The sequence below is a fragment of the Pseudomonas nitroreducens genome (assembly GCF_024170165.1).
Classification (GTDB): Bacteria; Pseudomonadota; Gammaproteobacteria; order Pseudomonadales; family Pseudomonadaceae; genus Pseudomonas; species Pseudomonas nitroreducens_C.
In genome coordinates this window covers 33,914-59,941 of the sequence record NZ_JALJXP010000007.1, presented here as the reverse complement: position 1 = coordinate 59,941, position 26,028 = coordinate 33,914, and the positions used below count along the sequence as shown (strand labels likewise).

Annotated in this window: 19 protein-coding genes, 1 other RNA gene and 2 pseudogenes; 13 read left to right on the top strand and 9 right to left on the bottom strand. The window is 65.6% G+C overall.

The annotated features are described in order from the left end of the window. Positions 1-214 precede the first annotated feature (214 nt). The 3 genes from xdhB to J2T47_RS15300 all read right to left on the bottom strand — a co-directional run bounded on the left by xdhB (position 215) and on the right by J2T47_RS15300 (position 5,547). Complete coding sequence (xdhB, locus tag J2T47_RS15310; protein WP_253448299.1) at positions 215-2,605, bottom strand: xanthine dehydrogenase molybdopterin binding subunit; 2,391 nt, start codon at positions 2,603-2,605, stop codon at positions 215-217. Continuing rightward, the gene (gene xdhA / locus J2T47_RS15305; RefSeq protein ID WP_253448296.1) at positions 2,598-4,061 is read right to left on the bottom strand and encodes a xanthine dehydrogenase small subunit; all 1,464 of its coding nucleotides are present in this window, start codon (positions 4,059-4,061) and stop codon (positions 2,598-2,600) included. The genes xdhB and xdhA overlap by 8 nt, the downstream gene beginning before the upstream one ends. 349 nt (positions 4,062-4,410) lie before the next feature. Further along, positions 4,411-5,547, bottom strand: coding sequence for an alkane 1-monooxygenase (locus J2T47_RS15300; RefSeq protein WP_253448293.1), 1,137 nt, complete (start codon positions 5,545-5,547; stop codon positions 4,411-4,413). Between the two features lie 183 nt (positions 5,548-5,730). Between J2T47_RS15300 and J2T47_RS15295 the strand changes: the two genes are divergently transcribed. From J2T47_RS15295 to J2T47_RS15270, 6 genes are all read left to right on the top strand, one after another. Then, on the top strand, positions 5,731-6,390 hold the full coding sequence (locus J2T47_RS15295; protein WP_253448290.1) for a GntR family transcriptional regulator: 660 nt from the start codon (positions 5,731-5,733) through the stop codon (positions 6,388-6,390). Between the two features lie 21 nt (positions 6,391-6,411). Continuing rightward, complete coding sequence (gene smc, locus J2T47_RS15290; protein WP_253448287.1) at positions 6,412-9,900, top strand: chromosome segregation protein SMC; 3,489 nt, start codon at positions 6,412-6,414, stop codon at positions 9,898-9,900. Positions 9,901-10,199: 299 nt separating this feature from the next. Beyond that, positions 10,200-11,090 (top strand): cell division protein ZipA, encoded by an 891-nt coding sequence (gene zipA, locus J2T47_RS15285; RefSeq protein ID WP_253448284.1) that lies wholly within the window; start codon positions 10,200-10,202, stop codon positions 11,088-11,090. 87 nt (positions 11,091-11,177) lie between these two features. Beyond that, positions 11,178-13,565, top strand: a complete 2,388-nt coding sequence (gene ligA / locus J2T47_RS15280; RefSeq protein ID WP_253448281.1) for an NAD-dependent DNA ligase LigA — start codon at positions 11,178-11,180, stop codon at positions 13,563-13,565. A gap of 30 nt (positions 13,566-13,595) precedes the next feature. After that, positions 13,596-13,898, top strand: coding sequence for an HU family DNA-binding protein (locus J2T47_RS15275; protein WP_256204898.1), 303 nt, complete (start codon positions 13,596-13,598; stop codon positions 13,896-13,898). 68 nt (positions 13,899-13,966) lie between these two features. Beyond that, positions 13,967-14,344 (top strand): hypothetical protein, encoded by a 378-nt coding sequence (locus J2T47_RS15270; protein ID WP_253448278.1) that lies wholly within the window; start codon positions 13,967-13,969, stop codon positions 14,342-14,344. Between the two features lie 6 nt (positions 14,345-14,350). Here the strand turns inward: J2T47_RS15270 and J2T47_RS15265 are convergent, their stop codons facing one another. Beyond that, a complete protein-coding gene (locus J2T47_RS15265; RefSeq protein ID WP_253448275.1) occupies positions 14,351-14,719 on the bottom strand; it encodes a hypothetical protein in 369 nt (122 codons plus the stop codon). 243 nt (positions 14,720-14,962) lie between these two features. On the opposite strand from J2T47_RS15265, the gene ffs reads away from it, so the two are divergent. After that, positions 14,963-15,059, top strand: an RNA gene (gene ffs, locus J2T47_RS15260) — signal recognition particle sRNA small type. Positions 15,060-15,119: 60 nt separating this feature from the next. Here the strand turns inward: ffs and J2T47_RS15255 are convergent. Then, a complete protein-coding gene (locus J2T47_RS15255; protein ID WP_253448272.1) occupies positions 15,120-15,842 on the bottom strand; it encodes a substrate-binding periplasmic protein in 723 nt (240 codons plus the stop codon). 152 nt (positions 15,843-15,994) lie between these two features. Here J2T47_RS15255 and dnaX point away from each other — a divergent pair, with 152 nt between their 5' ends. The 3 genes from dnaX to recR all read left to right on the top strand — a co-directional run bounded on the left by dnaX (position 15,995) and on the right by recR (position 19,259). Then, the gene (dnaX, locus tag J2T47_RS15250) at positions 15,995-18,160 is read left to right on the top strand and encodes a DNA polymerase III subunit gamma/tau (protein ID WP_253448268.1); all 2,166 of its coding nucleotides are present in this window, start codon (positions 15,995-15,997) and stop codon (positions 18,158-18,160) included. 37 nt (positions 18,161-18,197) lie between these two features. Further along, positions 18,198-18,524 carry a YbaB/EbfC family nucleoid-associated protein gene (locus J2T47_RS15245; protein WP_045209089.1) on the top strand — a complete coding sequence of 109 codons (327 nt, stop codon included), beginning with the start codon at positions 18,198-18,200 and terminating at the stop codon, positions 18,522-18,524. A 135-nt stretch (positions 18,525-18,659) separates the two neighbouring features. Beyond that, positions 18,660-19,259, top strand: coding sequence for a recombination mediator RecR (recR, locus tag J2T47_RS15240; protein ID WP_253448265.1), 600 nt, complete (start codon positions 18,660-18,662; stop codon positions 19,257-19,259). A 68-nt stretch (positions 19,260-19,327) separates the two neighbouring features. On the opposite strand, the pseudogene J2T47_RS15235 reads toward recR, so the two are convergent. Beyond that, positions 19,328-19,768 (bottom strand): annotated as a pseudogene (locus J2T47_RS15235) (rhodanese-like domain-containing protein); the annotation flags it as partial. Between the two features lie 93 nt (positions 19,769-19,861). On the opposite strand from J2T47_RS15235, the gene ftrA reads away from it, so the two are divergent. Both ftrA and J2T47_RS15225 read left to right on the top strand, forming a co-directional pair. Beyond that, positions 19,862-20,830, top strand: coding sequence for a transcriptional regulator FtrA (gene ftrA, locus J2T47_RS15230; RefSeq protein WP_253448262.1), 969 nt, complete (start codon positions 19,862-19,864; stop codon positions 20,828-20,830). 75 nt (positions 20,831-20,905) lie between these two features. Then, entirely contained in the window at positions 20,906-22,054 is a 1,149-nt protein-coding gene (locus J2T47_RS15225; protein WP_253448259.1) for an acyl-CoA dehydrogenase family protein, read from the top strand. A gap of 15 nt (positions 22,055-22,069) precedes the next feature. Here the strand turns inward: J2T47_RS15225 and J2T47_RS15220 are convergent, their stop codons facing one another. From J2T47_RS15220 to J2T47_RS15210, 3 genes and pseudogenes are all read right to left on the bottom strand, one after another. Next, positions 22,070-22,609, bottom strand: coding sequence for a CbrC family protein (locus J2T47_RS15220; RefSeq protein WP_253448256.1), 540 nt, complete (start codon positions 22,607-22,609; stop codon positions 22,070-22,072). 162 nt (positions 22,610-22,771) lie between these two features. Continuing rightward, positions 22,772-23,662 carry an SDR family NAD(P)-dependent oxidoreductase gene (locus J2T47_RS15215; protein ID WP_253448253.1) on the bottom strand — a complete coding sequence of 297 codons (891 nt, stop codon included), beginning with the start codon at positions 23,660-23,662 and terminating at the stop codon, positions 22,772-22,774. Further along, a pseudogene (locus J2T47_RS15210) lies at positions 23,659-25,250 on the bottom strand (flavin-containing monooxygenase). The gene J2T47_RS15215 and the pseudogene J2T47_RS15210 overlap by 4 nt, the downstream one beginning before the upstream one ends. A 76-nt stretch (positions 25,251-25,326) precedes the next feature. Here J2T47_RS15210 and J2T47_RS15205 point away from each other — a divergent pair. Continuing rightward, entirely contained in the window at positions 25,327-26,022 is a 696-nt protein-coding gene (locus J2T47_RS15205; protein ID WP_253448247.1) for a TetR family transcriptional regulator, read from the top strand. The last annotated feature ends 6 nt before the right edge of the window (positions 26,023-26,028 follow it).

The following is a 26,028-nucleotide window of genomic DNA, read 5'->3' as shown; positions in this document are numbered from 1 at the left end:
CTCAAGGGGTAATCGTAGGGCGGATAACGCCTCGGGCGTTATCCGCCGAAATGGCGACGGCGGATAACGCGTTCCGCGTTATGCGCCCTACGGTCTGTTCGTTCGTGGGGCGCGATTGGCGTGCCACGGTTCTTCATTAGGGTGGGGCGGCGCTGGCAGGGCGGAGGACGGAAGTGGGGACGTCTCTCCCTGCCAGCGCTGCCCCATGGTCACATCACGCCGGCTCGACCTGAGCCGGAGCCTTCTCGGCCTGGGCCAGCTTCAGCTTGCGCATCTGCTCCACGCCCCAGAGCACGCGCTCGGGGGTGGCCGGGGCGTCGATCTGCGGCTGGGCGCGGTAGTCGGCCAGGCTCGCCACGGCGTCCTTGATCGCGCAGAACACCGAGATGCCGAGCATGAACGGCGGCTCGCCGACGGCCTTGGAGTGGAACACCGTCTGCTCCGGGTTCTTGCGGTTCTCCACCAGCTTCACCCGCAGGTCGATGGGCATGTCGGCGATGGCCGGAATCTTGTAGCTCGCCGGGCCATTGGTCATCAGCTTGCCCTTGGCGTTCCAGACCAGCTCTTCCATGGTCAGCCAGCCCATGCCCTGAACGAAGCCGCCTTCCACCTGGCCGATGTCGATGGCCGGGTTCAACGAGGCGCCGACGTCGTGGAGGATGTCGCTGCGCAGCATCTTGTACTCGCCGGTGAGGGTATCGACGATCACCTCCGAGCACGACACGCCATAGGCGAAGTAGTAGAACGGCCGGCCGCGCGCCTGGCTGCGGTCGTAGAAGATCTTCGGCGTGCGGTAGAAGCCGGTGGAGGAGAGCGATACCTGGCCGAAGTAGGCCTGCTGGATCAGCTCCTCGAACGGCAGGATGAGGTCGCGCACGCGCACCTGGTTGTTGCGGAACTCGACGTCTTCCTCGGTCACCTTCCAGTGCCGGGCGGCGAATTCCACCAGGCGCTGGCGGATGATCTCGGCAGCGTTCTGTGCGGCCTTGCCGTTGAGGTCGGCGCCGGAGGACGCGGCGGTCGGCGAGGTGTTGGGCACCTTGTCGGTGTTGGTCGCGGTGATCTGCACTCGGTCGATGTCGACCTGGAAGACCTCGGCCACCACCTGGGCGACCTTGGTGTTCAGGCCCTGACCCATCTCGGTGCCGCCGTGGTTCAGGTGGATGCTGCCGTCGGTGTAGATGTGGATCAGCGCACCGGCCTGGTTGAGGAAGGTGGCGGTGAAGCTGATGCCGAATTTCACCGGGGTCAGCGACAGGCCTTTCTTCAGCACCGGGCTATTGGCGTTGAACTCGCGGATTTCGGCGCGGCGCCTGGCGTACTCGGAGCTGGCTTCCAGCTCCTCGGTCATTTCCTGCAGCAGGTTGTGTTCCACCTGCTGGTAGTAGTGGGTGACGTTGCGCTCGTCCTTGCCGTAGTAGTTGCGCTTGCGCACTTCCAGCGGGTCCTTGCCCAGATGGCGCGCGACCGCATCCATGATCTCCTCGATGGCGACCATCCCCTGCGGCCCGCCGAAGCCGCGGTAGGCGGTGTTCGACGCGGTATTGGTCTTGCAGCGGTGACCGTTCACCGTGGCGTTGCCGAGGAAGTAGGCGTTGTCGGAGTGGAACATCGCACGGTCGACGATGGAGCCGGAGAGGTCCGGCGAGTAGCCGCAGTTGCCGGCCAGTTCGATGTTGATGCCGTGCAGCAGGCCGTCGTCCTCGAAGCCCACGTCGTATTCGACGTAGAAGGGATGGCGCTTGCCGGTCATCTGCATGTCTTCGACGCGCGGCAGGCGCATCTTCGCCGGGCGCCCGGTGAGGCGCGCGACCACGGCGCACAGGCACGCCGGCGCGGCCGCCTGGGTTTCCTTGCCGCCGAAGCCACCGCCCATGCGACGCATGTCGATGACCACCTTGTTGAAGGAGATGCCCAGCACTTCGGCAACCAGCTTCTGTACTTCGGTGGGGTTCTGCGTCGAGGTGTAGACGATCACGCCGCCATCTTCGGTGGGCATCACCGAGGAAATCTGCGTCTCCAGGTAGAAGTGCTCCTGGCCGCCGATGTGCAGGGTGCCCTGGATGCGGTTCGGTGCGGTGGCCAGCTGGCCTTCCGAGTCACCGATCTTGTGCTGGTGGCTGTCGAGCACGAAGTGCTTCTTGCGCAGCGCTTCGACCACGTCGAGCACCGGCTCCAGGTCTTCGTATTCGATGATCGCGGCCATGGCCGCCTTGCGGGCGGTTTCCAGGCTGTCGGCAGCGACGGCGATGACCATCTGGCCGACGTACTCGACCTTGCCGTCCGCCAGCAGCGGGTCACCGGCTACCACCGGGCCGATGTCCAGCTGGCCGGGCACGTCGTCCTTGGTGATGGCGATGGCGACGCCCGGGAACTGGTAGCAGGGACTAACGTCCAGTTTGGTGATGCGCGCGTGGGCGCGGTCGCTCATGCGGGCGTAGACGTGCAGCTGGTTGGGGAATTCCAGGCGGTCGTCGATGTACTGCGCTTCACCGCTGACGTGCTTGGGCGCGCTCTCGTGCTTGACGCTGCGGCCGACGCCGGTGGTGAGGTCGGCGCGGAACAGCGCAGTGAGTTCTTCCTGGCTCTTCTGGGGCTTATGCATAGTGGGTCACCCGGGTCACGGCCTGAGGGGCTTCCAGTTCCAGGAAGCACTTGCGCAGCAGGTTCTGCGCGGTGAGCAGGCGGTATTCCTTGCTCGCACGGAAGTCGGTGAGCGGGGCGAAATCCTCGCTCAGCGCCAGTGCGGCGCGTTCGAAGGTGGCGCTGTTGAAGGTCTGGCCGAGCAGCGCGGCTTCACAGGCCCTGGCGCGTTTCGGGATGGCGGCCATGCCGCCGAAGCCGGTGCGTACGGCGGTGATCCTGCAGTTCTCGACCGTCAGGTTGAAGGCGGCGCAGACGGCGGAGATGTCGTCGTCCAGGCGCTTGGAGACCTTATAGGCGCGGAACGCCTGGCTGGCCTGCGGGCGCGGGATGATGACCTGCTCGATGAACTCTCCTTCCTGGCGCGCGGTGACCTTGTAGTCGATGAAGTATTCGTCGATCGGCAGCTCGCGGCGCTCGTTGCCCTTGCGCAGTACCAGGCGCGCGCCGAGGGCGATCAGCAGTGGCGGCGAGTCGCCGATGGGCGAGGCGTTGCCGATGTTGCCGCCCAGGGTGCCCTGGTTGCGGATCTGCAGCGAGGCGAAGCGGTGCAGCAGTTCGCCGAAGTCCGGGTAGTCGCGGGCCAGGGTTTCGTAGCAGTCGGTCAGCGGAGTCGCGGCGCCGATCTCGATGCGGTCTTCGAAGACTTCGACGCGCTTCATTTCCTCGACGTGGCCGACGTAGATCATCACCGGCAGTTCGCGGTGGAACTGGGTGACTTCCAGGGCCAGGTCGGTGCCGCCAGCGAGCAGGCGTGCCTGCGGGTTGGCGGTGTAGATATCGGCGAGGTCAGCAATGGTCAGCGGCAGCAGGCAGCGCTTGTCGCCGCTGTTGAGCTCGGCGGTTTCGCGCGGGGCGATGGCTTTCAGCTGGGCGATGATCTCGGGCTGGGCGACGTCGAACTGGTCCGGCTGCTTCTGGCAGCAGGATTGCTCAGCGGCATCCAGGATCGGACGGTAGCCGGTGCAGCGGCAGAGGTTGCCGGCCAGCGCTTCGTGGGCCTCGGCCTTGCGCTCGTCGGCGGTCTCGCCGGCGGTGTTCTTCTGCAGGGCGAACAGCGACATGACGAAGCCGGGGGTGCAGAAGCCGCACTGCGAGCCGTGGCAGTCGACCATGGCCTGCTGTACGCCGTGCAGTTCGCCACGGTGCTTCAAGTCATCGACGCTGATCAGCTGCTTGCCGTGCAGCGACGATACGAAGGTCAGGCAGGAGTTGAGGGTGCGGTAGCGGATGCGCTCGGCACCTTCTTCGCCAATCAGTTCGCCGACGACCACCGTGCAGGCACCGCAGTCACCGGAGGCGCAGCCCTCCTTGGTGCCTGTCTTGCCCAGGTTCTGGCGCAGGTAGTTGAGCACGGTGAGATTGGGATCGAGGCGGTCTTCGACGCGCAGCTCGCGGTTGAGCAGGAACCTGATCAAGGCTTGCCTCCAGGCTGATTCTTGTTTTTGGTAGGGCACTGGAGGCGAATCTATGGAAAGCTGACTTTTGAGTCAATAAAATTTCTGTCTCAATGGTCAGAAAGTTTTTCGGCAGGTGACAAGCGGTGTGGTCGGGTGCTTTGCAGGAGGCGCCACAGGCACGATATGGCAAGGGACGCTGAGTAGGATGGGTGGAGCCTGGGCGATACCCATGCTGTCGCCGCGCGAGACTTGATGGGTATCGCTGCGCTCCACGCCATCCTACTTAGAGCGGCGGGCTCAAGCAGGCAGAAAGAAAAAAAGCGGCAAGCCCGGTTAGAGCCTGCCGCCAAGGCGTGGATCGGGTCGATCAGGCCTGCTGGGTAGCGCTCAGCTGGTATTCCTCGCCGGCGTAGTAGGCGCGCACCCGGCGGTCCATCACCGCGCGCCAGAGCGGCGGGAACAGCGCGAGGACGATCATCCCGGCATAACCGTTGGGCAGCTGCGGGCTCTCGTCGAAGTGGCGCAGCACCTGGTAGCGGCGCTTGGCGTTGGCGTGGTGGTCGGAATGGCGCTGCAGGTGGAAGAGGAACAGGTTGGTCAGCAGGAAGTTGCTGTTCCAGGAGTGCTCGTGGGTGGTCCGCTCGTAGCGCCCGGTGTCCAGACGGCGGCGGTGCAGACCGTAGTGTTCGACGTAGTTGACGATCTCCAGCAGGGTGAAGGCCATCACCGACTGGCCGATGAAGTACAGCGCGCCGATCCAGCCGAAGGCGACGCTGAAGCCGACCAGGAACAGCGCGCTGATCACGTACCACCAGATCAACTCGTTGCGCCAGTGCAGCGCCGGCAGGCCCTTGCGCTTGAGGCGTTCGGTCTCCAGCCGCCAGGCGTTGAGGAAATTGTGCTTGTAGGCGTGGGGCAGGAAGGCATAGAGGCTCTGGCCGTAGCGCGAGGACGAGGCGTCTTCCGGTGTGGACACATGCACGTGGTGACCGCGCACGTGTTCCACCTTGAAGCCCGCGTAGCACACTGCTGCCAGCAGCAGCCCACCGGCGTTCTGCTCCAGCTCCGGGTCCTTGTGGATCAGTTCGTGGGAGACGGTGATGCCGATGGCGCCCATGACCGTGCCCACGGACAGGATCCAGCCGAGCTGGCCAACCCAGTTCCAGGCGTCGTAGGTGGCCAGCACCCAGCCGCCGTAGACCAGCATGCCCAGCAGCAGCGGCACGGTCAGCAGGCTGAGGAAGCGGTAGTAGCCCTCGCGCTCCATCGGCGGGACTTCCTCCACCTCGTCGGGGTTGGCCGGATCGCGGCCGACCAGGAAGTCCAGCAGCGGGATCACCCCGAACACCACGGTGATCACCAGCCAGGGCCAGGCATTGGGATACTCGCTGCCGTAGGACCACCAGTAGCTGACGGGAATACCGAAGACGGGAACCAGCCAGATCCAGTAGCCGGCCTTCTTGAGACGCAACATCCAGGCAGAGGAAAGGAACAAAGCGAACATGGACGACTCCCGATACGTCTCTTGTGTAGGATTGTCAGACAATCCTGCGCCTGTTCCCTCCGGCGGATGCACCAACCTTTGTTCTGTCGTTCCCCTTGGGCGGGGGATGGTGCGGTAACACCCTGTGTTACACTTCGCGTCCGCAATGCCCCCTCGAAAGCGCCCCGATTCTTAAGGACAACCATGACGTTCAAGGCCCCGGACAGCCTGGCTGAGCAGATCGCGCATCACCTTGCCGAACGCATCATCCGGGGCGAGCTCAAGGAACGCGAGCGCATCCAGGAGCAGAAGGTCACCCAGACCCTCAACGTCAGCCGCGGCTCGGTCCGCGAGGCGCTGCTGATCCTCGAGCGCCGCCATCTGGTCGTCATCCTGCCGCGCCGGGGCGCGCAGGTGTCCGAGTTGTCCGCCGCGCACGTCGAGAGCCTCTACTCGCTGGTGATGGAGCTGTACATCATGCTCGCCAGCAGCGTGGCGCGAACCTGGCGCGAAGAGGCCGACCTTGCGCCCTTCATGGCGATCCAGCAGCGCCTGCTGGACGAACTCGAGCGCGGCGACATCAATGCCTTCGTCGAATCCAGCTTCGACATCATGCGCGCTGCCTTCCCGTTCGCCGCCAACCCCTACCTGCAGGAAACCGTGGAAAATCTCCTGCCGGCCATCAGTCGCACCTATCATCTGGCCCTGGAGCGCCGCAAAGGCGAGATGAGTCAGTTCATCGGCAGCTTCGAAAGCCTGCTGCGCGCGGTGGTGGGCCGCGACGAGGCGGGTATCCGCGAGGTCCTGCTCGACTACGGTCGGCACAACAGCCAACTGGTCCTGGCCGCACTGGCGGAAAGATAAGAAGAGAGAGGGGAAGGGCGCATGCGGCTCAAGTGCATCAAGCTGGCGGGCTTCAAGTCCTTCGTCGATCCGACGACGGTCAATTTCCCGAGCAACATGGCGGCCGTGGTCGGTCCCAACGGTTGCGGTAAGTCCAACATCATCGACGCCGTTCGCTGGGTAATGGGCGAAAGTTCGGCGAAGAACCTCCGCGGCGAGTCGATGACCGACGTCATCTTCAATGGATCCAACACGCGCAAGCCGGTGACCCAGGCGTCCATCGAACTGGTGTTCGACAACTCCGACCAGACCCTGCTGGGCGAATACGCCAGCTACGCCGAGATTTCCATCCGCCGCCGCGTGACCCGCGACGGCCAGAACACCTACTTCCTCAACGGCACCAAGTGCCGCCGCCGTGACATCACCGACATCTTCCTCGGTACCGGCCTGGGGCCGCGCAGCTACTCGATCATCGAACAGGGCATGATCTCCAAGCTGATCGAGGCCAAGCCCGAGGATCTGCGCAACTTCATCGAGGAAGCCGCCGGCATCTCCAAGTACAAGGAGCGCCGCCGCGAGACCGAGAACCGTATCCGCCGCACCCAGGAAAACCTCGCACGCCTCACCGACCTGCGCGAAGAGCTGGAACGCCAGCTGGAACGCCTGCACCGCCAGGCCCAGTCGGCGGAGAAGTACCAGGAATTCAAGGCCGAGGAACGCACCCTCAAGGCCCAGCTCGGCGCCCTGCGCTGGCGCGACCTGAACGAGCAGGTCGGACAGAAGGAAAAGGTCATCGGCGACCAGGAAGTGGCCTTCGAGGCGCTGGTGGCCGAGCAGCGCAGCGCCGACGCCAGCATCGAGCGTCTGCGTGACGGCCACCACGAGCTGTCGGAAACCTTCAACCAGGTGCAGGGCCGCTTCTATTCCGTGGGCGGAGACATCGCCCGCGTCGAGCAGAGCATCCAGCACGGCCAGCAGCGCCTGCGCCAGTTGCAGGACGACCTGCGCGAGGCGGAGAAGACCCGCCAGGAGACCGAATCCCACCTGGGCCACGACCGCACTTTGCTCGCCACCCTGGGCGAGGAGCTGGAGCGCCTGGCCCCGGAGCAGGAAATCAGCGCCGCCGCCGCCGAGGAGGCCACCGTCGGCCTGGAAGACGCCGAACAGCGCATGCATGACTGGCAGCAGCGCTGGGATGCCTTCAACCAGCAGAGCGCCGAACCGCGTCGTGAGGCGGAAGTGCAGCAGTCGCGCATCCAGCATCTCGAACAGAGCCTGGAGCGCCAGGGCGAGCGCCAGCGCCGCCTGAACGACGAGCGTGCGCAACTGGCCGCCGATCCGGAGGATGCCGCGATCCTCGAGCTGGGCGAGCAGGTCGCCGCCATCGAGTTGCTGCTGGAAGAATCGCAGATCGAAGAGCAGGAACTGGCCGAGCGCCTGGAGCGCGTACGCCAGTCCCTGCAGGAAAGCAGCGCCGCGCAGCACCAGGCACAGGGCGAGCTGCAACGCCTGAATGGCCGTATTGCCTCGCTGGAGGCGCTGCAGCAGGCCGCGCTCGATCCGGGCGACGGCACCGCGCAATGGCTGCGCCAGCAAGGGCTGGAGCAGCGCCCGCGCCTGGCCGAAGGCCTGCGCGTGCAGCCGGGCTGGGAGCTGGCGGTGGAAACCGTGCTCGGCGCCGACCTGCACGGCGTGCTGCTGGATGACCTGAAGGGGCTGCCGTTCGACGCGCTGGAGAAGGGCGAGCTACGTCTGCTCGATCTGGCCGCTGGTGCCGTTTCCCGTCCCGGCAGCCTGCTGGACAAGGTCGAGACCAACGTCGACCTGAGCTACTGGCTGGGCCGCGTGCGCCCGGTCGAAACCCTGGAGCAGGCGCTGGCCGGGCGTGCTTCGCTGGGGGATGGCGAAAGCCTGATCAGTCGCGACGGCTATTGGGTTGGCCGCAACTTCCTGCGCGTGCGCCGTGGCGAATCCGCCGATGGCGGTGTTCTGGCCCGTGGCCAGGAGCTTGAACGCCTGTACGCCGAGCGCGAGACGCTGGAACAGCGCCTCGCCGAAGTCGAAGAACAACTGGTGCGCCTGCGCGACGAACAGCGCCAGGCCGAGGAAGGCCGCGACCAGGTGCGCCGCCGCCTGCAGGACGAAGGACGCCGCCAGGGCGAGCTGAAGGCGCAGCTGTCCGCGCAGCAGGCCAAGGTCGAACAGCTGACCCTGCGCCGCCGCCGTCTGGACGAGGAGCTGGCCGAGCTGGCCGAGCAGCACGCCGTCGAACAGGAACAGTTGGGTGAAGCCCGGCTGAGCCTGCAGGAAGCACTGGACGCCATGGCCGTGGATACCGAGCGCCGCGAAGCGCTGCTCGCCGAGCGCGACGGTATGCGCGAGAAGCTCGACCGCATCCGCCAGGAGTCCCGCCAGCACAAGGATCATGCCCACCAGCTGGCCGTGCGCGTCGGCTCCCTGCGCGCCCAGCACGAATCCACCCGCCAGGCGCTGGAGCGCCTGGACGGCCAGGCGGTGCGCCTGATCGAACGTTGCGAGCAGCTCAACCTCAACCTGGAGGAGGGTGCCGCGCCGCTGGAAGAGCTGCGCATGCGCCTGGAAGAGCTGCTCGACCGGCGCATGGCCGTGGAAGATGAACTCAAGCACGCGCGCCTGGCGCTGGAAGATGCCGATCGCCAGCTGCGCGACGCCGAGAAGCGCCGCACCCAGGCCGAGCAGCAGTCGCAACTGCTGCGCGGCCAGCTGGAGCAGCAGCGCATGGAGTGGCAGGCCCTGAACGTGCGGCGCAAGTCGCTGCAGGAACAGCTGCACGAGGATGGCTACGACCTGCATGGCGTGCTGGGCACCTTGCCCCATGACGCCGCCGAGAAGGTCTGGGAAACCCGCCTGGAAGAGCTGGCCGCGCGCATTGGTCGCCTGGGCCCGATCAACCTCGCGGCGATCGAGGAGTATCAGCAGCAATCCGAGCGCAAACGCTACCTGGACGACCAGAACGACGACCTGGTGGAAGCGCTGGATACCCTGGAAAACGTCATCCGCAAGATCGACAAGGAAACCCGCAACCGCTTCAAGGAAACCTTCGACCAGATCAATGCTGGCCTTCAGGCATTGTTCCCCAAGGTTTTCGGCGGCGGTCATGCCTATCTGGAACTTACCGGCGAGGATCTACTCGATACCGGGGTGGCGATCATGGCGCGGCCGCCGGGCAAGAAGAACAGCACCATCCATCTTCTGTCCGGTGGCGAGAAGGCCCTGACCGCTCTGGCGCTGGTGTTTGCGATCTTCCAGCTGAACCCGGCACCGTTCTGCATGCTCGACGAAGTCGACGCACCGCTGGACGATGCCAACGTCGGCCGTTATGCGCGGCTGGTGAAGGAGATGTCGGAGAAAGTGCAGTTCATCTATATCACCCACAACAAGATCGCCATGGAGATGGCCGATCAGTTGATGGGCGTGACCATGCACGAACCGGGTTGTTCGCGCCTGGTGGCGGTGGATGTGGAAGAGGCTGTTGCGCTCGCCGAAGCGTGATCGCCCGGTTGAACTTGAGCTATGCTGGCAAGATGCTTTGTTTCATGCCTAAAGCATTGATTTGATTGGGGTAGACTTGGCTTCACGCGCACAGGTGGCAACGGCTATGAAAAGTTGCAAAGAGTGCCGCGGAGTGTCGCCATAGGCAGTGTAAAGTTATGTGAGAGCGTGTTAGCTTAACGCCCACTTTTGTATCGCGTGGAAAACATCAGTCAGAACATGAAGTTGGCTCCACGTTTTCAAGGGATAGGATGTCCTTTTCTTCATCATCATTTTTTGTTCAGGGGCTACGGGATTAGATGGATATCGGTCTGCGCGAATGGCTGATCGTCATTGGGCTTATCGTCATCGCCGGCATTCTGTTCGACGGTTGGCGTCGTATGCGGGGTGGCAAGGGCAAGCTGCGTTTCAAGCTGGATCGCCAGTTTGCCAACCAGCCCGATGACGGGGACGAAACCAACCCGGAACTGCTCGGGCCTTCCCGTGTGGTCGAACACCTCGAGCCGGGTCTGGACGAGGAAGACCTGCCCAAGGTCAGCGCCAAGGAGTCGCGCGGCAAGCGCCGCGGCGAGCCGCGCCAGGGCGACCTGAACCTGGACGACCCGGCGCCGAACCTGCTCGGCCCGCTGGACGAAGAGGATTTCCCCAATCCGCTGGACGAAGCGCCGGCAGAGAAGGACAAGCCGAAGAAAGACCGCAGGAAGGACAAGGAGCGCGCAGCTCCCGCCGCTGCCGCTCCGTCGGCCCCGCAGGCGCCGGTCGACGAAGTGCTGATCATCAACGTGATCAGCCGCGACGAGAACGGCTTCAAGGGCCCGGCGCTGCTGCAGAACATCCTCGAAAGCGGCCTGCGCTACGGCGAGATGGACATCTTCCACCGCCACGAGAGCATGGCCGGCAACGGTGAAGTGCTGTTCTCCATGGCCAACGCGGTCAAGCCGGGCACCTTCGATCTGGACAACATCGACCAGTTCAGCACCCGCGCGGTGAGCTTCTTCCTTGGCCTGCCGGGCCCGCGCCACCCCAAGCAGGCGTTCGACGTGATGATCGCCGCCGCCCGCAAGCTGGCCCAGGAGCTCAATGGCGAGCTGAAGGACGAGCAGCGCAGCGTGATGACCGCGCAGACCATCGAGCACTACCGTCAGCGCATCATCGATTTCGAGCGACGCGCCCTGACCCAGAAGCGCTAAGCTTTCCGCACGCTGCACAAAAAGCCCCAAGCGACCCTTGGGGCTTCGCATTTCTAGCCGCAACCTCCTGCCGCCCGAGATTCCCGCATGACCGACTCCCAATCCGCTGCCGAACGTATCGCTCAGCTGCGCAGCGAACTCGACGACCACAACTACCGCTACTACGTGCTCGATGAGCCGAGCGTGCCGGACGCCGAGTACGATCGCCTGTTCCGCGAGCTGAAGGCGCTGGAGGCCGAGCATCCCGAGCTGATCACTCCGGAGTCGCCCACCCAGCGCGTCGGCGGCGCGGCAGCTTCTGCCTTCGGCGAAGTGCGCCATGAAGTGCCGATGCTCAGCCTGGGCAACGCCTTCGAGGAGCAGGACCTCAATGACTTCGATCGCCGCGTGCGCGAAGGCCTGGCGGATCAGTTGCCAGCATCGGACCTGTTCGGTGGCGGCGCTGAGGTGGAATACAGCTGCGAGCCCAAGCTCGACGGCCTGGCGGTCAGCCTGCTGTACGAAAACGGTGTGCTGACCCGGGGCGCCACCCGTGGCGACGGCACTACCGGCGAGGATATCAGCGTCAATGTGCGCACCATCCGCAACGTACCGCTGCGCCTGAAAGGCGAGGGCTGGCCGACGGTGCTGGAAGTGCGCGGCGAGGTGTTCATGTCCAAGGCCGGTTTCGACGCGCTCAACGAGCGGCAGTTGGAAGCCGGCGCCAAGACTTTCGCCAACCCGCGCAACGCCGCGGCCGGCAGCCTGCGTCAGCTGGATTCGAAGATCACCGCCAGCCGCCCGCTGGAGTTCTGCTGCTACGGATTCGGCCGCGTCGAGGGTGGCGCGCTGCCCGGTACACAGGTCGAGATCCTCGAAGCCTTCAAGGGCTGGGGCATTCCGATCAGCCGCGAGCTGAAACTGGCCAAGGGCGTAGAAGGTTGCCGCGCCTATTACGAAGATATCGGCACCCGTCGCGACAGCCTCGCGTACGAGATCGACGGCGTGGTGTTCAAGGTCAACCGCATCGACTTCCAGCGTGAACTGGGCTTCCGCGCCCGCGAGCCGCGCTGGGCCATCGCCCACAAGTTCCCGGCTCGTGAAGAACTCACCGAGCTGCTCGACGTGGAGTTCCAGGTTGGCCGTACCGGCGCGGTAACGCCCGTGGCGCGCCTGAAGCCGGTGCAGGTGGCTGGCGTGACGGTGTCCAACGCCACCCTGCACAACATGGACGAGGTGGCACGCCTGGGCCTGATGATCGGTGACACCGTGATCATCCGCCGCGCCGGCGACGTGATTCCGCAGGTCATGCAGGTCGTGACCGAGCGCCGCCCGGCCGACGCGCGGCCAGTGGCAATTCCCACCCAGTGCCCGGTGTGCGGCTCGCAGGTCGAGCGCACCCAGCTGGTCAAGCGCAGCAAGGGCAAGGAGTCGGTCAGCGAAGGCGCCATCTACCGTTGCGTCGGCCGGCTGTTCTGCCAGGCGCAGCTCAAGCAGGCGATCATCCACTTCGTCTCGCGCCGCGCCATGGACATCGACGGCCTCGGCGACAAGATCGTCGAGCAACTGGTGGACAAGGGCCTGGTGAAATCCCCGGCCGACCTCTACACCCTGACCTTCGAGCAGGTCATCGAGCTGGAGGGCTTCGCCGAAGTCTCCACGCGCAACCTGCTCGCGGCCATCGCCGACAGCCGCAGACCCGCGCTGGCGCGCTTCGTCTTCGCCCTGGGCATCCCGGACGTGGGCGAGGAGACCGCCAAGCTGCTGGCGCGCTCCCTGGGTTCCCTGGCGCGTATCCAGCAGGCGCTGCCGGAAGTGCTCACCTACCTGCCGGACGTCGGCGGCGAGGTGGCCTACGAGATCCATAACTTCTTTGGCGACGAGCACAACCGCGAGGTGATCGCCCAGTTGCTGGAGCGCGGCATCGAGTTGCAGGACGAGGGCGAGGTCTCCGCGGAGTTCGCTGCCGTCGCCACGCTGGCCGGGTTCATCGACAAGCTGAACATTCCCTTCATCGCCGCCACCGGCGCCGAAAAGCTCGCCGACCGCACGGGCAGCCTCGATGCGCTGGTCACCCTCAGTCAGGACTGGCTCGACCTCAGCACCCTCAAGGGCGTGAACGAGAAGGCCAGGCAGTCGGTACGCGAGTACTTCGCCGATGCCGCTCGCGTCCAGCGCGCGAAGGCGGTTGAAGCGCAGTTGGCGGAGTTCGGCATGCACTGGCGCAGCGAGCGAAAGGTGGTCGAAGGCCTGCCGCTGGCCGGCCAGACCTGGGTGCTGACCGGCACCCTGGAAGCCATGAGCCGAGACGTCGCCAAGGAAAAGCTCGAAAGCCTGGGCGCCAAGGTGGCCGGCTCCGTCTCGGCCAAGACTCATTGCGTCGTTGCAGGACCGGGAGCGGGTTCAAAGTTGGCCAAGGCCCAGGAACTTGGCGTCGCCGTAATGGACGAAGAACAGCTGATCAAGCTGCTGGCCGACCATGGCCTCGGCGCCTGACACGTCTCTCATCCCGATCAACGCATCAAGATCAATGCATCAAGGAGTCAATCCATGCCCATGACCAAGGACCAACTGGTTCGCGATATCGCCGAATCCCTCGACCTGACCCAGGCCGCCGTGCGCGGGGTGTTCGAGCAACTGGCGCAGATCGCCCAGGACGCCCTGGAGAACGACGGTGAGCTGACCCTGCCGGGTATCGGCAAGCTCAAGGTCAGCGAACGCGCTGCCCGTACCGGCCGCAATCCGCAGACCGGCAAGACCATCGAGATCGCCGCGAAGAAGGCGGTGCGCCTGGTGCCCGCCAAGGCTCTGGTCGACAGCCTGAACTGATCGGCAGGCCCACCCCGAGCTGCGTTGCGACGCAGGGCGGGGTGGGTCGGCGATTGACGGAGAGCGAGATGGACAAGGCAAGAAAGCAGCGCCTGCTCGGCGTTGGCGCGCTGGTGGTGCTGTTCGGGGCCTACGTGGCCTGGACCGAGCGCCCGCAGATCGTCCTTCATTACGAAGGCGTGGGCGGGCCGACGGTGAGCTACAGCTTCAAGGAAAACGGCGAGGAAACCCTCGCAGGCGAGATCAAGCCGGGCGAAGCGCGCGCCTTCCCGCTGCGCCTGCTGCGTTCGGGCGAATACCGCGTCGCCTTCCAGTTCCACCAGGGGGCGGAGCGCTACTCGACCTTCAGCACCCGTCCGGGTTACAGCAAGATGGAGCTGTTCATCGGGCCGAACCTGGAGGTCTCCACCCAGCCTCGGCCCGAAGGGCTGCTCCAGGGGCAGTAACGCCCTTTACAGGTACTCGGCCACCAGCACCACATTGCGCTGGCCTGCGGCGACGCCGTCCCTGGCGATCTCGCGGATGACGCTGCCGGTATCGCCGGTGGCCTTGACGCCGTTCCCCAGCGCCTTGCCGCGCGCATCGGTCAGCCGGTAGTGCACGCTGGGCATCGCGCCGCGCGGCTCGTTCAGCATCATCGTCATGACCCGGTTGCACTCGCTCAGGCGTACCCGCGCGCTTTTCGCGGTGACTTCGCTCAGGCCGACCTGGCAGGTGGGCTCGACCACGGCGCCGCTGAAATTGATGACGCCATCGTAGGCCATCAGCGGGGCCGAGAAGAGCAGGGCAACGAGAGTGGTGGATCGCAGTGCAACGGACATGCTGGCATTCCTCGCTCGGTCATGGCCCGCCTTTGAGCGACGGGTTCTTCCTATAGCGTCGGCACCGTTAGAATTTTCTGAATTGGCTGTAGGGGAATTCCCTTAACGAAAAGGCAAATTCGTGATGAAGGTCAGGAATTGCTCGAGGAGCGTCGCTAAGTGCTTGAAGTGCTTGTAAGTTGCGCTCAAGCCGCTACAATGGCGCGGCTCGCTGATCTGGCGAGCTTCTCGTGATGGTGGCCCTGTCGGTCCCCCCGCAACGATTACTCGCTTACCTGGTCAGGTCCGGAAGGAAGCAGCCAAGGCGGGGACATTGTGTGCCGGGGTGTGGCTGGCGGGGCCGCCTCCATTTCGGGGCCTGGAAAATCCTTCGCCCCTTCCTGTCGATGCACCTGTCGCCTCAGCGATAGTGCCCCAGGATTTCCTCGATCTTCCCCGATGCCTTGATCTTCGCCAGCACCGAGAGCACTTCGTCGGCGCGGACTTCGGGCGCGTCCAGCACCATGCACGACAGCGGCGTTTCCTCGATCACGCTGGCGATTCGCAGGCGCTCCGCCTCGGGCAATTCACGGTTGAACCAGTTCAGCGCGAACTCGCTGCTGATCGCGTACTGATAGCGGCCGATACGCAGCTTCTTCAGTACCAGTTCCTGGTTGCGCGCGTCGTCGCGGGTCAACCAGTGACTGTCCAGCAGCGGTTGCAGGTGCGGGTAGTGATAGCCCAGCACGGTGCCGACGGATTGGCTTGGCAGGGTTTCCAGCTTGTCGGCCGGGGCATCGCGAACCACCAGCAGGTCGCGTTGCACCATCAGCGGTGCAGTCCAGCGGTAGTCGTTGAATTCATGCTCGGTCCAGGTGCGCGACACGTAGCAGCGCACGTCGACGGAGCGGCTCAGCAGGGCCTGCTCGATGCGGGCCCGCGGCACGATGTGGAAGGCTGCCGGGCGGCCCAGTTCGCGTGCCGTCTCGTTGAACAGCTCGAACATGATGCCGCCGGTCAGTTCGCCATTCTCGATCTGGGCCAGCGGCATCGCCCAGCTGTCGACCACCGAAAAGCGCAGGGGACGGTCGTCGGCCTGGGCAAGAGTGGCAGTCAACAGCAGGGTGGTGGCGAGGAAGCGCATCAAGGCTCCGTTGATGGCAGAACGACAACACAATGCCGTGTAGCCCGGCCCTTGCCAAGATGCGACAGCGACCGGTGCGGACATCGGGTGCAATTTACGGTCCGCTTCGCTAGGATTAGCGCACTTCTGCTCACCCGTCGCGATGGATTTCAATGAGTTATCAGGTTCTTGCCCGCAAATGGCGTCCGCGCTCGTTCCGCGAAATGGTCGGCCAGACCCATGTGCTCAAGGCCCTGATCAATGCGCTGGACAACCAGCGCCTGCACCACGCCTACCTGTTCACCGGGACCCGCGGCGTGGGCAAGACCACCATTGCGCGCATCCTGGCCAAGTGCCTGAACTGCGAGACCGGCGTCAGCTCGACTCCCTGCGGGCAGTGCTCGGTGTGCCGCGAGATCGATGAAGGCCGTTTCGTCGACCTCATTGAAGTGGACGCCGCCAGCCGCACCAAGGTCGAAGACACCCGCGAGCTGCTCGACAACGTGCAGTATTCGCCAAGTCGCGGGCGCTACAAGGTCTACCTGATCGACGAAGTGCACATGCTCTCCAGCCACAGCTTCAACGCCCTGTTGAAGACCCTGGAGGAGCCGCCGCCCCACGTGAAGTTCCTGCTGGCCACCACCGACCCGCAGAAACTGCCGGTGACCATCCTGTCGCGCTGCCTGCAGTTCTCGCTGAAGAACATGCCGCCGGAGCGCGTGGTGGAGCACCTCACCCACGTCCTGGGCGCCGAGAATGTGCCGTTCGAGGACGATGCGCTGTGGCTGCTCGGCCGTGCGGCCGATGGCTCCATGCGTGATGCCATGAGCCTCACCGACCAGGCCATCGCCTTCGGCGAAGGCAAGGTGCTGGCCGCCGACGTGCGTGCCATGCTTGGTACCCTGGATCACGGGCAGGTCTACGGTGTGCTCCACGCACTGCTGGAAGGCGATGCCCGTGCGCTGCTGGAAGCCGTCCGCCACCTGGCCGAGCAGGGCCCGGACTGGGGCGGCGTACTGGCCGAAATGCTCAACGTGCTGCACCGCGTGGCCATCGCCCAGGCGCTGCCCGAGGCCGTGGACAACGGCCAGGGCGATCGCGACCGCGTGCTGGCATTGGCCCAGGCCCTGCCGGCCGAGGACGTGCAGTTCTATTACCAGATGGGCCTGATCGGCCGCCGCGACTTGCCGCTGGCGCCCGATCCCCGTGGCGGTTTCGAGATGGTGCTGCTGCGCATGCTGGCGTTCCGCCCGGCCGATGCCGACGGCGCGCCCAGGTCACCACTAAAGGACCTGGGGATCAGCAAGGCCACGGCTGATTCCAACCCGAACCCAGTGGCCGGCGCCGCCGTTGCAGCGCCGGTTGCAGCCATTGCTCCGCCTCCCGTTGCGCCAGCGCCGGTCGCTCCTGTAGCGCCGGTCGCCGAGGTTGCCCCGGCCGTTGCCGCGCCGCAGCCTCAGGCGGCTCCGGCTCCGGCTCCGGCTCCGGCTCCGGTGGTGGAGGCTGCGCCTGTTGCTGCTCCCGCGCCGGTCGTCGAAGCGGCCCCCGCTCCAGTCGAAGCGCAACCGGAAGTGGTCGTCGCAGCAGAGCCTGTCGCTCCGGCCGTCGAGCCGCAGCCGCCGGTTGCCGAAGTGCCGGTCGACCTGCCGTGGGACGAGCCCTCGGCACCGGTTGCTACCGCTCCCGCGCCGGTAGAGCCTGCTGCACCTGCACCTGCACCTGCACCTGCACCTGCACCTGCACCTGTAGCGGCAGCGCCGGCTCCGGTCGAAGTACCCGCTCCGGTGGTAGCCGAAGCCCCGGCGGAGGACGACGATCGCGACGACGAGCCGCCGCCCGCCGAGGACTACTACGAAGTCGACATGGAGTCCTACGGCTACCTCGAGAGCGAGGCGCCGCAGGAGCAGGCCGAGCCGGAACCCGAGCCCGCCGCCATGCCCGCCACCGGCCTTGCCGCCGAATGGCTGGAACTGTTCCCGCGTCTGGGGCTGGCCGGCCTGACCGCCAGCATCGGCGCCAACTGCACCCTGGTGGCCGTTGACGGTGACAACTGGCACCTGCACCTGGACCCGGGCCAGAGCGCGCTGTTCAACGCGACCCAGCTGCGCCGCCTGAACGACGCGCTGAACCAGTTCCACGGGCGCACCCTGACCCTGCAGGTCACCCAGCAGAAGCCCGAGCAGGAAACCCCGGCCCAGGCCGCCGCGCGCAAGCGCGCCGAGCGTCAGCGCCAGGCCGAGGCATCGATCGCTGCCGACCCGTATGTGCTACAGATGAAGCAACAGTTCGCCGCGGTCGTCCGCGACGGTACTATCGAACCCCTGGAGGCGAAGGCCTGAGCCTGCGCCGACGACTGAACGAATCGAGGAACTCGACATGATGAAAGGTGGCATGGCCGGCCTGATGAAGCAGGCCCAGCAGATGCAGGAAAAGATGCAGAAGATGCAGGAAGAGCTGGCCAACGCCGAAGTGACCGGTCAATCCGGCGCCGGCCTGGTGAGCGTGGTGATGACCGGTCGCCACGACGTCAAGCGCGTCTCCCTGGATGACAGCCTGATGCAGGAAGACAAGGAAATCCTCGAAGACCTGATCGCCGCCGCGGTGAACGACGCCGTGCGCAAGATCGAGCAGAACAACCAGGACAAGATGTCCGGCATGACCGCCGGCATGCAACTGCCGCCCGGCTTCAAGATGCCCTTCTGATCCAGGCATCCCGCAGACCTGTAGGAGCGAGCTTGCTCGCGAACGCTCTACCGGCCCTTCACGGCCTGGCAGGGTTCGCGAGCAAGCTCGCTCCTACAGTCGTTCTACCCCTCTGAAAAATCCTGAGACTGCCCCATGAGCTTCACGCCGCTGATCCGCCAACTGATCGACGCCCTGCGCACCCTGCCCGGCGTGGGGCAGAAGAGTGCCCAGCGCATGGCGCTGCAGCTGCTGGAGCGTGATCGCAGCGGCGGCCTGCGTCTGGCGCAGGCGCTGACCCGGGCGATGGAGGGCGTCGGTCATTGCAAGCAGTGCCGCACCCTGTCCGAAGACGAGTTCTGCCCGCAGTGCACCGACCCGCGCCGTGACGACAGCCTGCTGTGCGTGGTGGAAGGCCCGCTGGACGTGTTTGCCGTCGAACAGACCGGCTACCGTGGCCGCTACTTCGTGCTCAAGGGGCACCTGTCGCCGCTGGACGGCCTCGGCCCGGAAGCCATCGGCATTCCCGAGCTGGAAGCGCGGATCAAGGCCGGTAGCTTCAGCGAGATCATCCTCGCCACCAACCCCACGGTGGAAGGCGAGGCGACTGCCCACTACATCGCCCAGTTGCTCGGCGGCGGCGACCTTGTGCTGTCGCGTATCGCCCATGGCGTACCGCTGGGCGGCGAACTGGAGCTGGTGGACGGCGGCACCCTGGCCCACGCCCTGGCCGGGCGCCGGCCGATCAGTCGCTGAGTCGCTCGCGCAGTTCCTGAATGTCGAACAAGGCCGGAGCAATTCCGGCCTTGTTGCATTCGGCCACAGCAGGCGCAGCCGATGCCTTCACCTTCCGCGTGCAGCGATTTGCCCGACGCACTGACCAGCGCCAGACCTTCGTCCAGCCAGCCGGTCACCCCGCCGATCATCTCCTTCACCGGGCATCCCAGCGCGGCGAGCTTCGCGGCGGCGCGGTGCACGCCATTGCAGTGCGGCCCGGCGCAGTAGACGACGAACAGGGTGCCCGGCGCGAACTGCGCCATGCGCCGTGCATCGATCTCGCGGGTGGGCAGGTTCAGCGCTCCGGGTACGTGCCCGCGGGCGAAGGCGGCAGCATGGCGCACATCAAGCAGGACGAAATCCTGCTCGCCGTTCTGTCGCGCATGGTTCACGTCCGAGCAGTCGGTCTCGAACGCCAGGCGGTGGCTGAAATGGGCGAGGGCGTCGGCGGGCAGGGCCGCGGGGAACTGGCTGACGAGGCTGGGCATGGCAAGGCTCCTGTGGAAGATGGCAGCACTGTATGTGGCTCGCGGAGTCGGCTACAGTGGCGGTTTTGACAGTGATAGGAAGTTTTCCGCCAAATGCGCCGTGATCCCCTGAAAGTCGCCGTACTCGCCTACGACGGCCTGTGTACCTTCGAATTCGGCATCGCCGTGGAGATCTTCGGCCTGCCGCGTCCCGAGTTCGACTTCCCCTGGTACAGCCACCGCGTCGTTGCCGTCGATGAAGGACCCATGCGCGCATTGGGCGGCATCCGCGTGCTCGCCGATGGCGGGCTGGAGTCGCTCGACACGGCAGGCACGATCATCGTGCCGGGCTGGCGTGATCGAGCGGAGGCGCCTTCTGCCGAACTGCTACAGGCGCTGCGCAAGGCCCATGATGAAGGTGCGCGGCTGCTGTCGATCTGCTCCGGGGTCTTCGTCCTGGCCGCCACCGGTTTGCTGGACGGCCAGCGGGCGACCACCCATTGGCGCTACGCCGAAGAACTGGCGACGCGCTTCCCGGCCATCGAGGTCGATGCGCAGGTGCTCTATGTGGACGCCGGTCAGCTGATCACTTCGGCCGGCAGTGCGGCGGGCATCGACGCCTGCCTGCACCTGGTGGCACGGGACTTCGGTGCGCAGGTCGGCAACACCGTCGCGCGGCGCCTGGTGATGTCGCCACAGCGCGGCGGAGGGCAGGCTCAGTTCATTCCCGCGCCCGTGGCGCAGGCGCCTCGGCATGACCTCGCCGGGCTGCTGGACTGGGCCCGGCGACGACTGGACCGGTCGATCAGCGTCGGCGAGCTGGCGAGCCGCGTGGCCATGAGCGAGCGCACCTTCCTGCGTCGTTTCAGCGAGGCAACCGGCATGACGCCCAAGGCCTGGCTGCAGCACGAGCGCATGGCCAGAGCCCGTGAACTGCTGGAAAGCAGCGCCGACAGCGTCGAGCGAATTGCCGGGCAATGTGGCTTCGGCACCGTGGAAAGCTTCCGCAATGCCTTCCGCAGCGCAGCGGGCGTGGCGCCTTCGGCCTACCGCGAGCGGTTCGGGACGGCGCATCTGTCCTAGCCGATGGCGGGTGTCCCGCCTTGAAAACCAAGCAAGCGCTCGGTAAGTTTCAGTCAAATCGTCTGGAGCCTTGCCATGTCCGTGTTCGCCGAATACTTCGATGACAATCACCGCCTGGTCCGTGACAGCGTGCGGCGCTTCGTCGAGCGTGAAATCCTGCCCCACGTCGCCGACTGGGAGGAGGCCGAGGAGTTTCCCCGCGAGCTGTACCGCAAGGCGGGCGAGGCCGGCATCCTCGGCATCGGCTATCCCGAGGCGCTCGGCGGCAGTCATGAGGGCGACCTGTTCGCCAAGGTCGCGGCCAGCGAAGAACTGATGCGCTGTGGTTCCGGCGGACTGGTGGCGGGGCTGGGCTCGCTGGATATCGGTCTGCCGCCGCTGATCAAGTGGGGCCGCCCGGAGCTGCGCGAGCGTATAGCGCCGCAGGTGCTGGCCGGTGAAAAGATCATGGCACTGGCGGTCACCGAACCGTCCGGCGGCTCCGATGTCGCCAGTCTGAAGACCCGCGCCGTGCGCGACGGTGACCACTACCGCGTCAGTGGCAGCAAGACCTTCATCACCAGCGGCGTGCGCGCCGACTACTACACCGTGGCCGTGCGTACCGGCGGTGATGGCTTCGGCGGCGTCAGCCTGCTGCTGGTGGAGAAGGGCACGCCTGGCTTCACCGTGAGCCGCAAGCTGAAGAAGATGGGCTGGTGGGCGTCGGACACCGCCGAGCTGTTCTTCGATGACTGCAAGGTGCCGGTGGAGAACCTCATTGGCGCGGAGAACATGGGCTTTGCCTGCATCATGGCGAACTTCCAGAGCGAGCGTCTGGCGCTGGCGATCATGGCCAACATGACTGCGCAGCTGGCGCTGGACGAGGCGCTGGCCCGGAGCCGCGAGCGCGAGGCGTTCGGCAAGCCGGTGGGCAAATTCCAGGTGCTCAAGCACCGGCTGGCGGAAATGGCTACCCAGGTTGAGGTGTCGCGCGAGTTCACCTACCGCCAGGCGGCGAAGATGGCGGCCGGCAAGAGCGTGATCAAGGAAATCTCCATGGCCAAGAACTTCGCCACCGACATCGCCGACCGCGTGACGTACGACGCCGTGCAGGTGCTGGGCGGCATGGGCTACATGCGCGAAAGCCTGGTGGAGCGGCTCTACCGCGATAACCGGATTCTTTCCATCGGTGGCGGCACGCGGGAGATCATGAACGAGATCATCGCCAAGCAGATGGGACTCTGAGCGGCCTCTTCGGACTCAGGTGAAATCCATTCCGAAGTGCGCCTTGCTGCAGTGCAGGCAGCGGAAGTGGTAGATCGCCGGATTGCCCGCCGGCTGGTAGTGCTCGACGACCTGCAGCCAGGTCTTCTCTGGCCAGCCGAAGTCGGGGAAATGCCCGGCCAGACCGGCGGCTCCCAGAGCGATGATGTCCTCGCGCTTCGCATCGCCCTGGAAGGCGCAGGCGTCACCGCAGCAGCTCAGCCAGTGTTCCTGCTGCCAGGACGCGAACCCGGGTGTGCGCTCGCAGACTTCGCGCACCACGGCATCGGGCACGCCGGCATCCAGTAACGGGTAGTCATCGGCGAAGCTCGCCTCGAAGCGTTGCGCGGCGCTGCCGTCGGCAATGCACCAGGGACACAGGCAGTTTTCCGGCAGGTCGTGCGTTGTGTACACCGAGGCGGTGTAGACGTAGCCGCGCTTCTGCCCGCAACACAGGCAGGCCTCTTCCGACGCGATCACGCTGCCGGTGGCCAGTGGGTCGGGGTGATAGCGGAAGGTGGGGAGCGTCTGGCTCATGGTCGTCGTCCTTGGGCGCAGGTCAGGGGGCGGACCGCCAGTATACGCAGTGGCTTTCGGATGACGGAGTGATCCGGGTGCCGAAAAAAACGGCGCCCATCCGGGGGTAAGGGGGATGGGCGCCGGCCCGACAGGGAAAGAGGGACTCCTGGGAATGACGCGTTACTTGGCCTCGTAGCCCTCGGCGGCGGACTTGCGCTTGGGCTTGGGCGCGAAGCGCCTGGCCAGCTTCATGCTGCCGGTGACCACTTTCTGGTACCAGACCGGCAGCAGACGCAGCATCAGGTCGATGGCGTGGGCGTCCGAGCCGATCAGGATGCGCCGTGAATCGCGCTCCACGCCGCGAATGATCACCTGCGCGGCCTTCTGCGGGGTGGTGCGCAGCAACTGGTCGTTGAACTGGGTGCGCGCTGCTTCCGCGTTCTGCCCGGTGACCTTGACCATGCTGTCGTTCATCCGCGCGGTCTTGGCAATGTTGGTCTTGATCCCGCCGGGGTGCACGCAGCTGGCCGAGACACCGCCGCGCTCCATGTCCAGCTCCTGGCGCAGCGACTCGGTGAAGCCGCGCACGGCGAACTTGGTCGCGTTGTAGGCGCTCATGCCCGGCTGTGAGAACAGGCCGAACACGCTGGAGACGTTGACGATGTGGCCGTCACCGGAAGCCTTCAGGTGCGGCAGGAAGGCCTTGGTGCCGTAGACCACGCCCCAGAAGTTGATGTTGGTGATCCACTCGTACTCTTCGTAGTCGCTGGCTTCCACGGTGCCGGCATGGGCGACGCCGGCGTTGTTGAACACCAGGTTGACCTTGCCGTGCTCGCGGGCGGCCTTGTCGGCCCAGGTGTGCACCTGCTCGCGGTCGGCGACGTTCACGGTGTCGATGGATACCCGTACGCCGGAGGAGGAGAGCAACTGGCGGGTTTCCTCGAGGCCGGCGGCATTCACATCCGCCAGGGCCAGGTGGCAACCGCGGGAGGCCAGCTCCACGGCCAGGGCGCGACCGATGCCGGAGCCTGCGCCGGTGATGGCGGCGACCTTGTTCTCGAAGTTCTTCATGCCGGTACCTCCTCGGCGTGGCGTTGCGGTTGGACGACGGGGCTGCTCAGGGGCTTGGCCTTCAGATGATAGGCGCCGGGGTCGAACTGGCTGGTCAGGGCGCGGAAGCGCCAGGTGAAGCCCGGCCACAGGGTGCAGTTGCGCCCGCTCACCGGGTGCAGGTACCAGCTCTTGCAGCCGCCGGTATTCCACACGCTGTGGTTGAGGCCGCGCTGCAGCTTCTCGTTCCAGCGCTCCTGCACCTCCTGTTTCACTTCGACGCTCTGCAGCTCGCGGCGATCCATCAGCTTGATGGCGCCCAGCACGTAGGCGATCTGCGATTCGATCATGTAGACCATCGAGTTGTGGCCCAGGCCGGTGTTTGGGCCCATGAGGAAGAACAGGTTGGGGAAGCCGCGGGTCATGGTGCCCTTGTAGGCTTCCGGGCCGTTCTTCCAGGTGTCGAGCAGGTCCATGCCGTCCCGGCCGAACACCACGCCGCGGGGGATCGGGTCATTGGCGGTGAAGCCGGTGCCGAAGATGATCGCGTCTACCTGGCGCTCGCGGCCATCGCTGGTGATGATGCTGCCAGCCTTGATCTCGCGGATGCCGTCGACGATCACCGAGGAGTTGGCAGCCGCCAGCGCCGGGTAGTAGTTGTGCGACATGAGCACGCGCTTGCAGCCGATGGTGTAGTCCGGGGTCAGCTTGCGGCGCAGGTCCGGGTCCTTGACCTGCTGGCGGATGAAGCGCTCGGCCAGCTTGCCCACCAGCTTCATCGCCCAGGGTGCGAAGGTGAAGCCCAGTACGCGGCCTTCGAGCATGCTGTAGAGGGCGCCGCGCCAGAGTTTCTGTACCGCCGGGAAGTGGCGGAAGCGCGCACGTTCCTTGTCGCTGATGGCGCGGTCGGGCTTGGGCAGGATCCACGGTGCGGTGCGCTGGTAGAGGTCGAGCTTGGCCACCAGCGGCTGGATTTCCGGGACGAACTGAATGGCCGAGGCGCCGGTGCCGATCACCGCGACGCGCTTGCCCTTCAGGTCGTAGTCATGGTCCCACTGCTGGGAGTGGAAGGCCTTGCCCTGGAAGTTCTCCAGGCCCTTGAGCGCCGGGATCGAGGGAATCGACAGGGCGCCCATGCCGGAGACCACGGCCTTGGCGGTGTAGTGGTTGCCGGCGGCGTCGAACAGGTGCCAGAGCTGTTGTTCCTCGTTCCACTCGAAGCGCGCCATCTCGGTGTTGAGCAGCGTCTTGTCTTCCAGGCGGTACTTGGCCCAGCACTTCTCCAGGTACGCGCGGATTTCCGGCTGGCGGGCGAACATGCGCGTCCAGTCCGGGTTCGGCTCGAAGGAGAAGGAGTAGACGTGGGATTGCACGTCGCAGGCGCAGCCCGGGTAGTTGTTGACCCGCCAGGTGCCGCCGACGCCGGCGTCCTTCTCGAACAGCAGGAAGTCGTTCTCGCCTTCCTGTTTCAGGCGGATCGCCATGCCCAGCCCGGAAAACCCGGTGCCGATGATGGCGACCTTGCAGTGTCTGGGGGCAGTCTTTGGTTGGGTACTCACAACCGTACTCATGGCCACGCTCCTGTTATGATTATTGCTGGCGTATACAACTGTCTACGTGGTGAAATGTAGACATCTGTATACCGCATGAACAACCAACCTTAGGTGGGGTCGGGCGCCAGACACATGGACATCGGACAGGAAGAACGGCCTGCGGAGGCCGCCGGCAAGCGCGCGCTGATCGACGCGGCGCTGCGCCTGGCGGCCAGCCGGCGCAGCCTGAGCAGCCTGGGGCTGCGCGAGCTGGCGCGGGAAGCAGGGCTGAACCCGAATACCTTCTACCGGCACTTCGGTGATGTGGATGATCTGGGGCTGGCGATCATCCGCGACATCGCCGCCCAGCTGCGCCAGCCGCTGCGCGATCTGCGCCGCGAGGCTGCCGAGCGTGCGCAGCCGGGGGAGGGCGTGGCCAGCGTGCCTTTCGGCCTGGACCTGGAGCGCGGCCAGCGGGTGACGCGGGAGACGGTGCGGCTGTTCTTCGACTTCGTCGAGGGCAACCCGCAGGCTTTCATCATCGGCGTCCGCGAACTGCACGGGCCGTCGCCGATTTTGCGCGAAGCATTGGCGCGGGTGATGGACGAGTTCGGCGAAGACATGGCCGAGGACATCCGCCAGTTCCACCTGTTGCCGGACATCGACGAGAACGGGCTGAACCAGCTGTCGCGGCTGATCAGCCGGCAGTTGTTCCAGCAGTCGCTGGACTACCTGGAGCGTCCGCTGGAGCAGCGCGAGGAAGTCTGTGCCCTGGCAGAAAGACAAATCCTGTTGCTCTTCACCGGCGTTGCGGTGCTGCAGAGCTTCGGCCTGCTGGCTAGGCTGTGAGTCTTC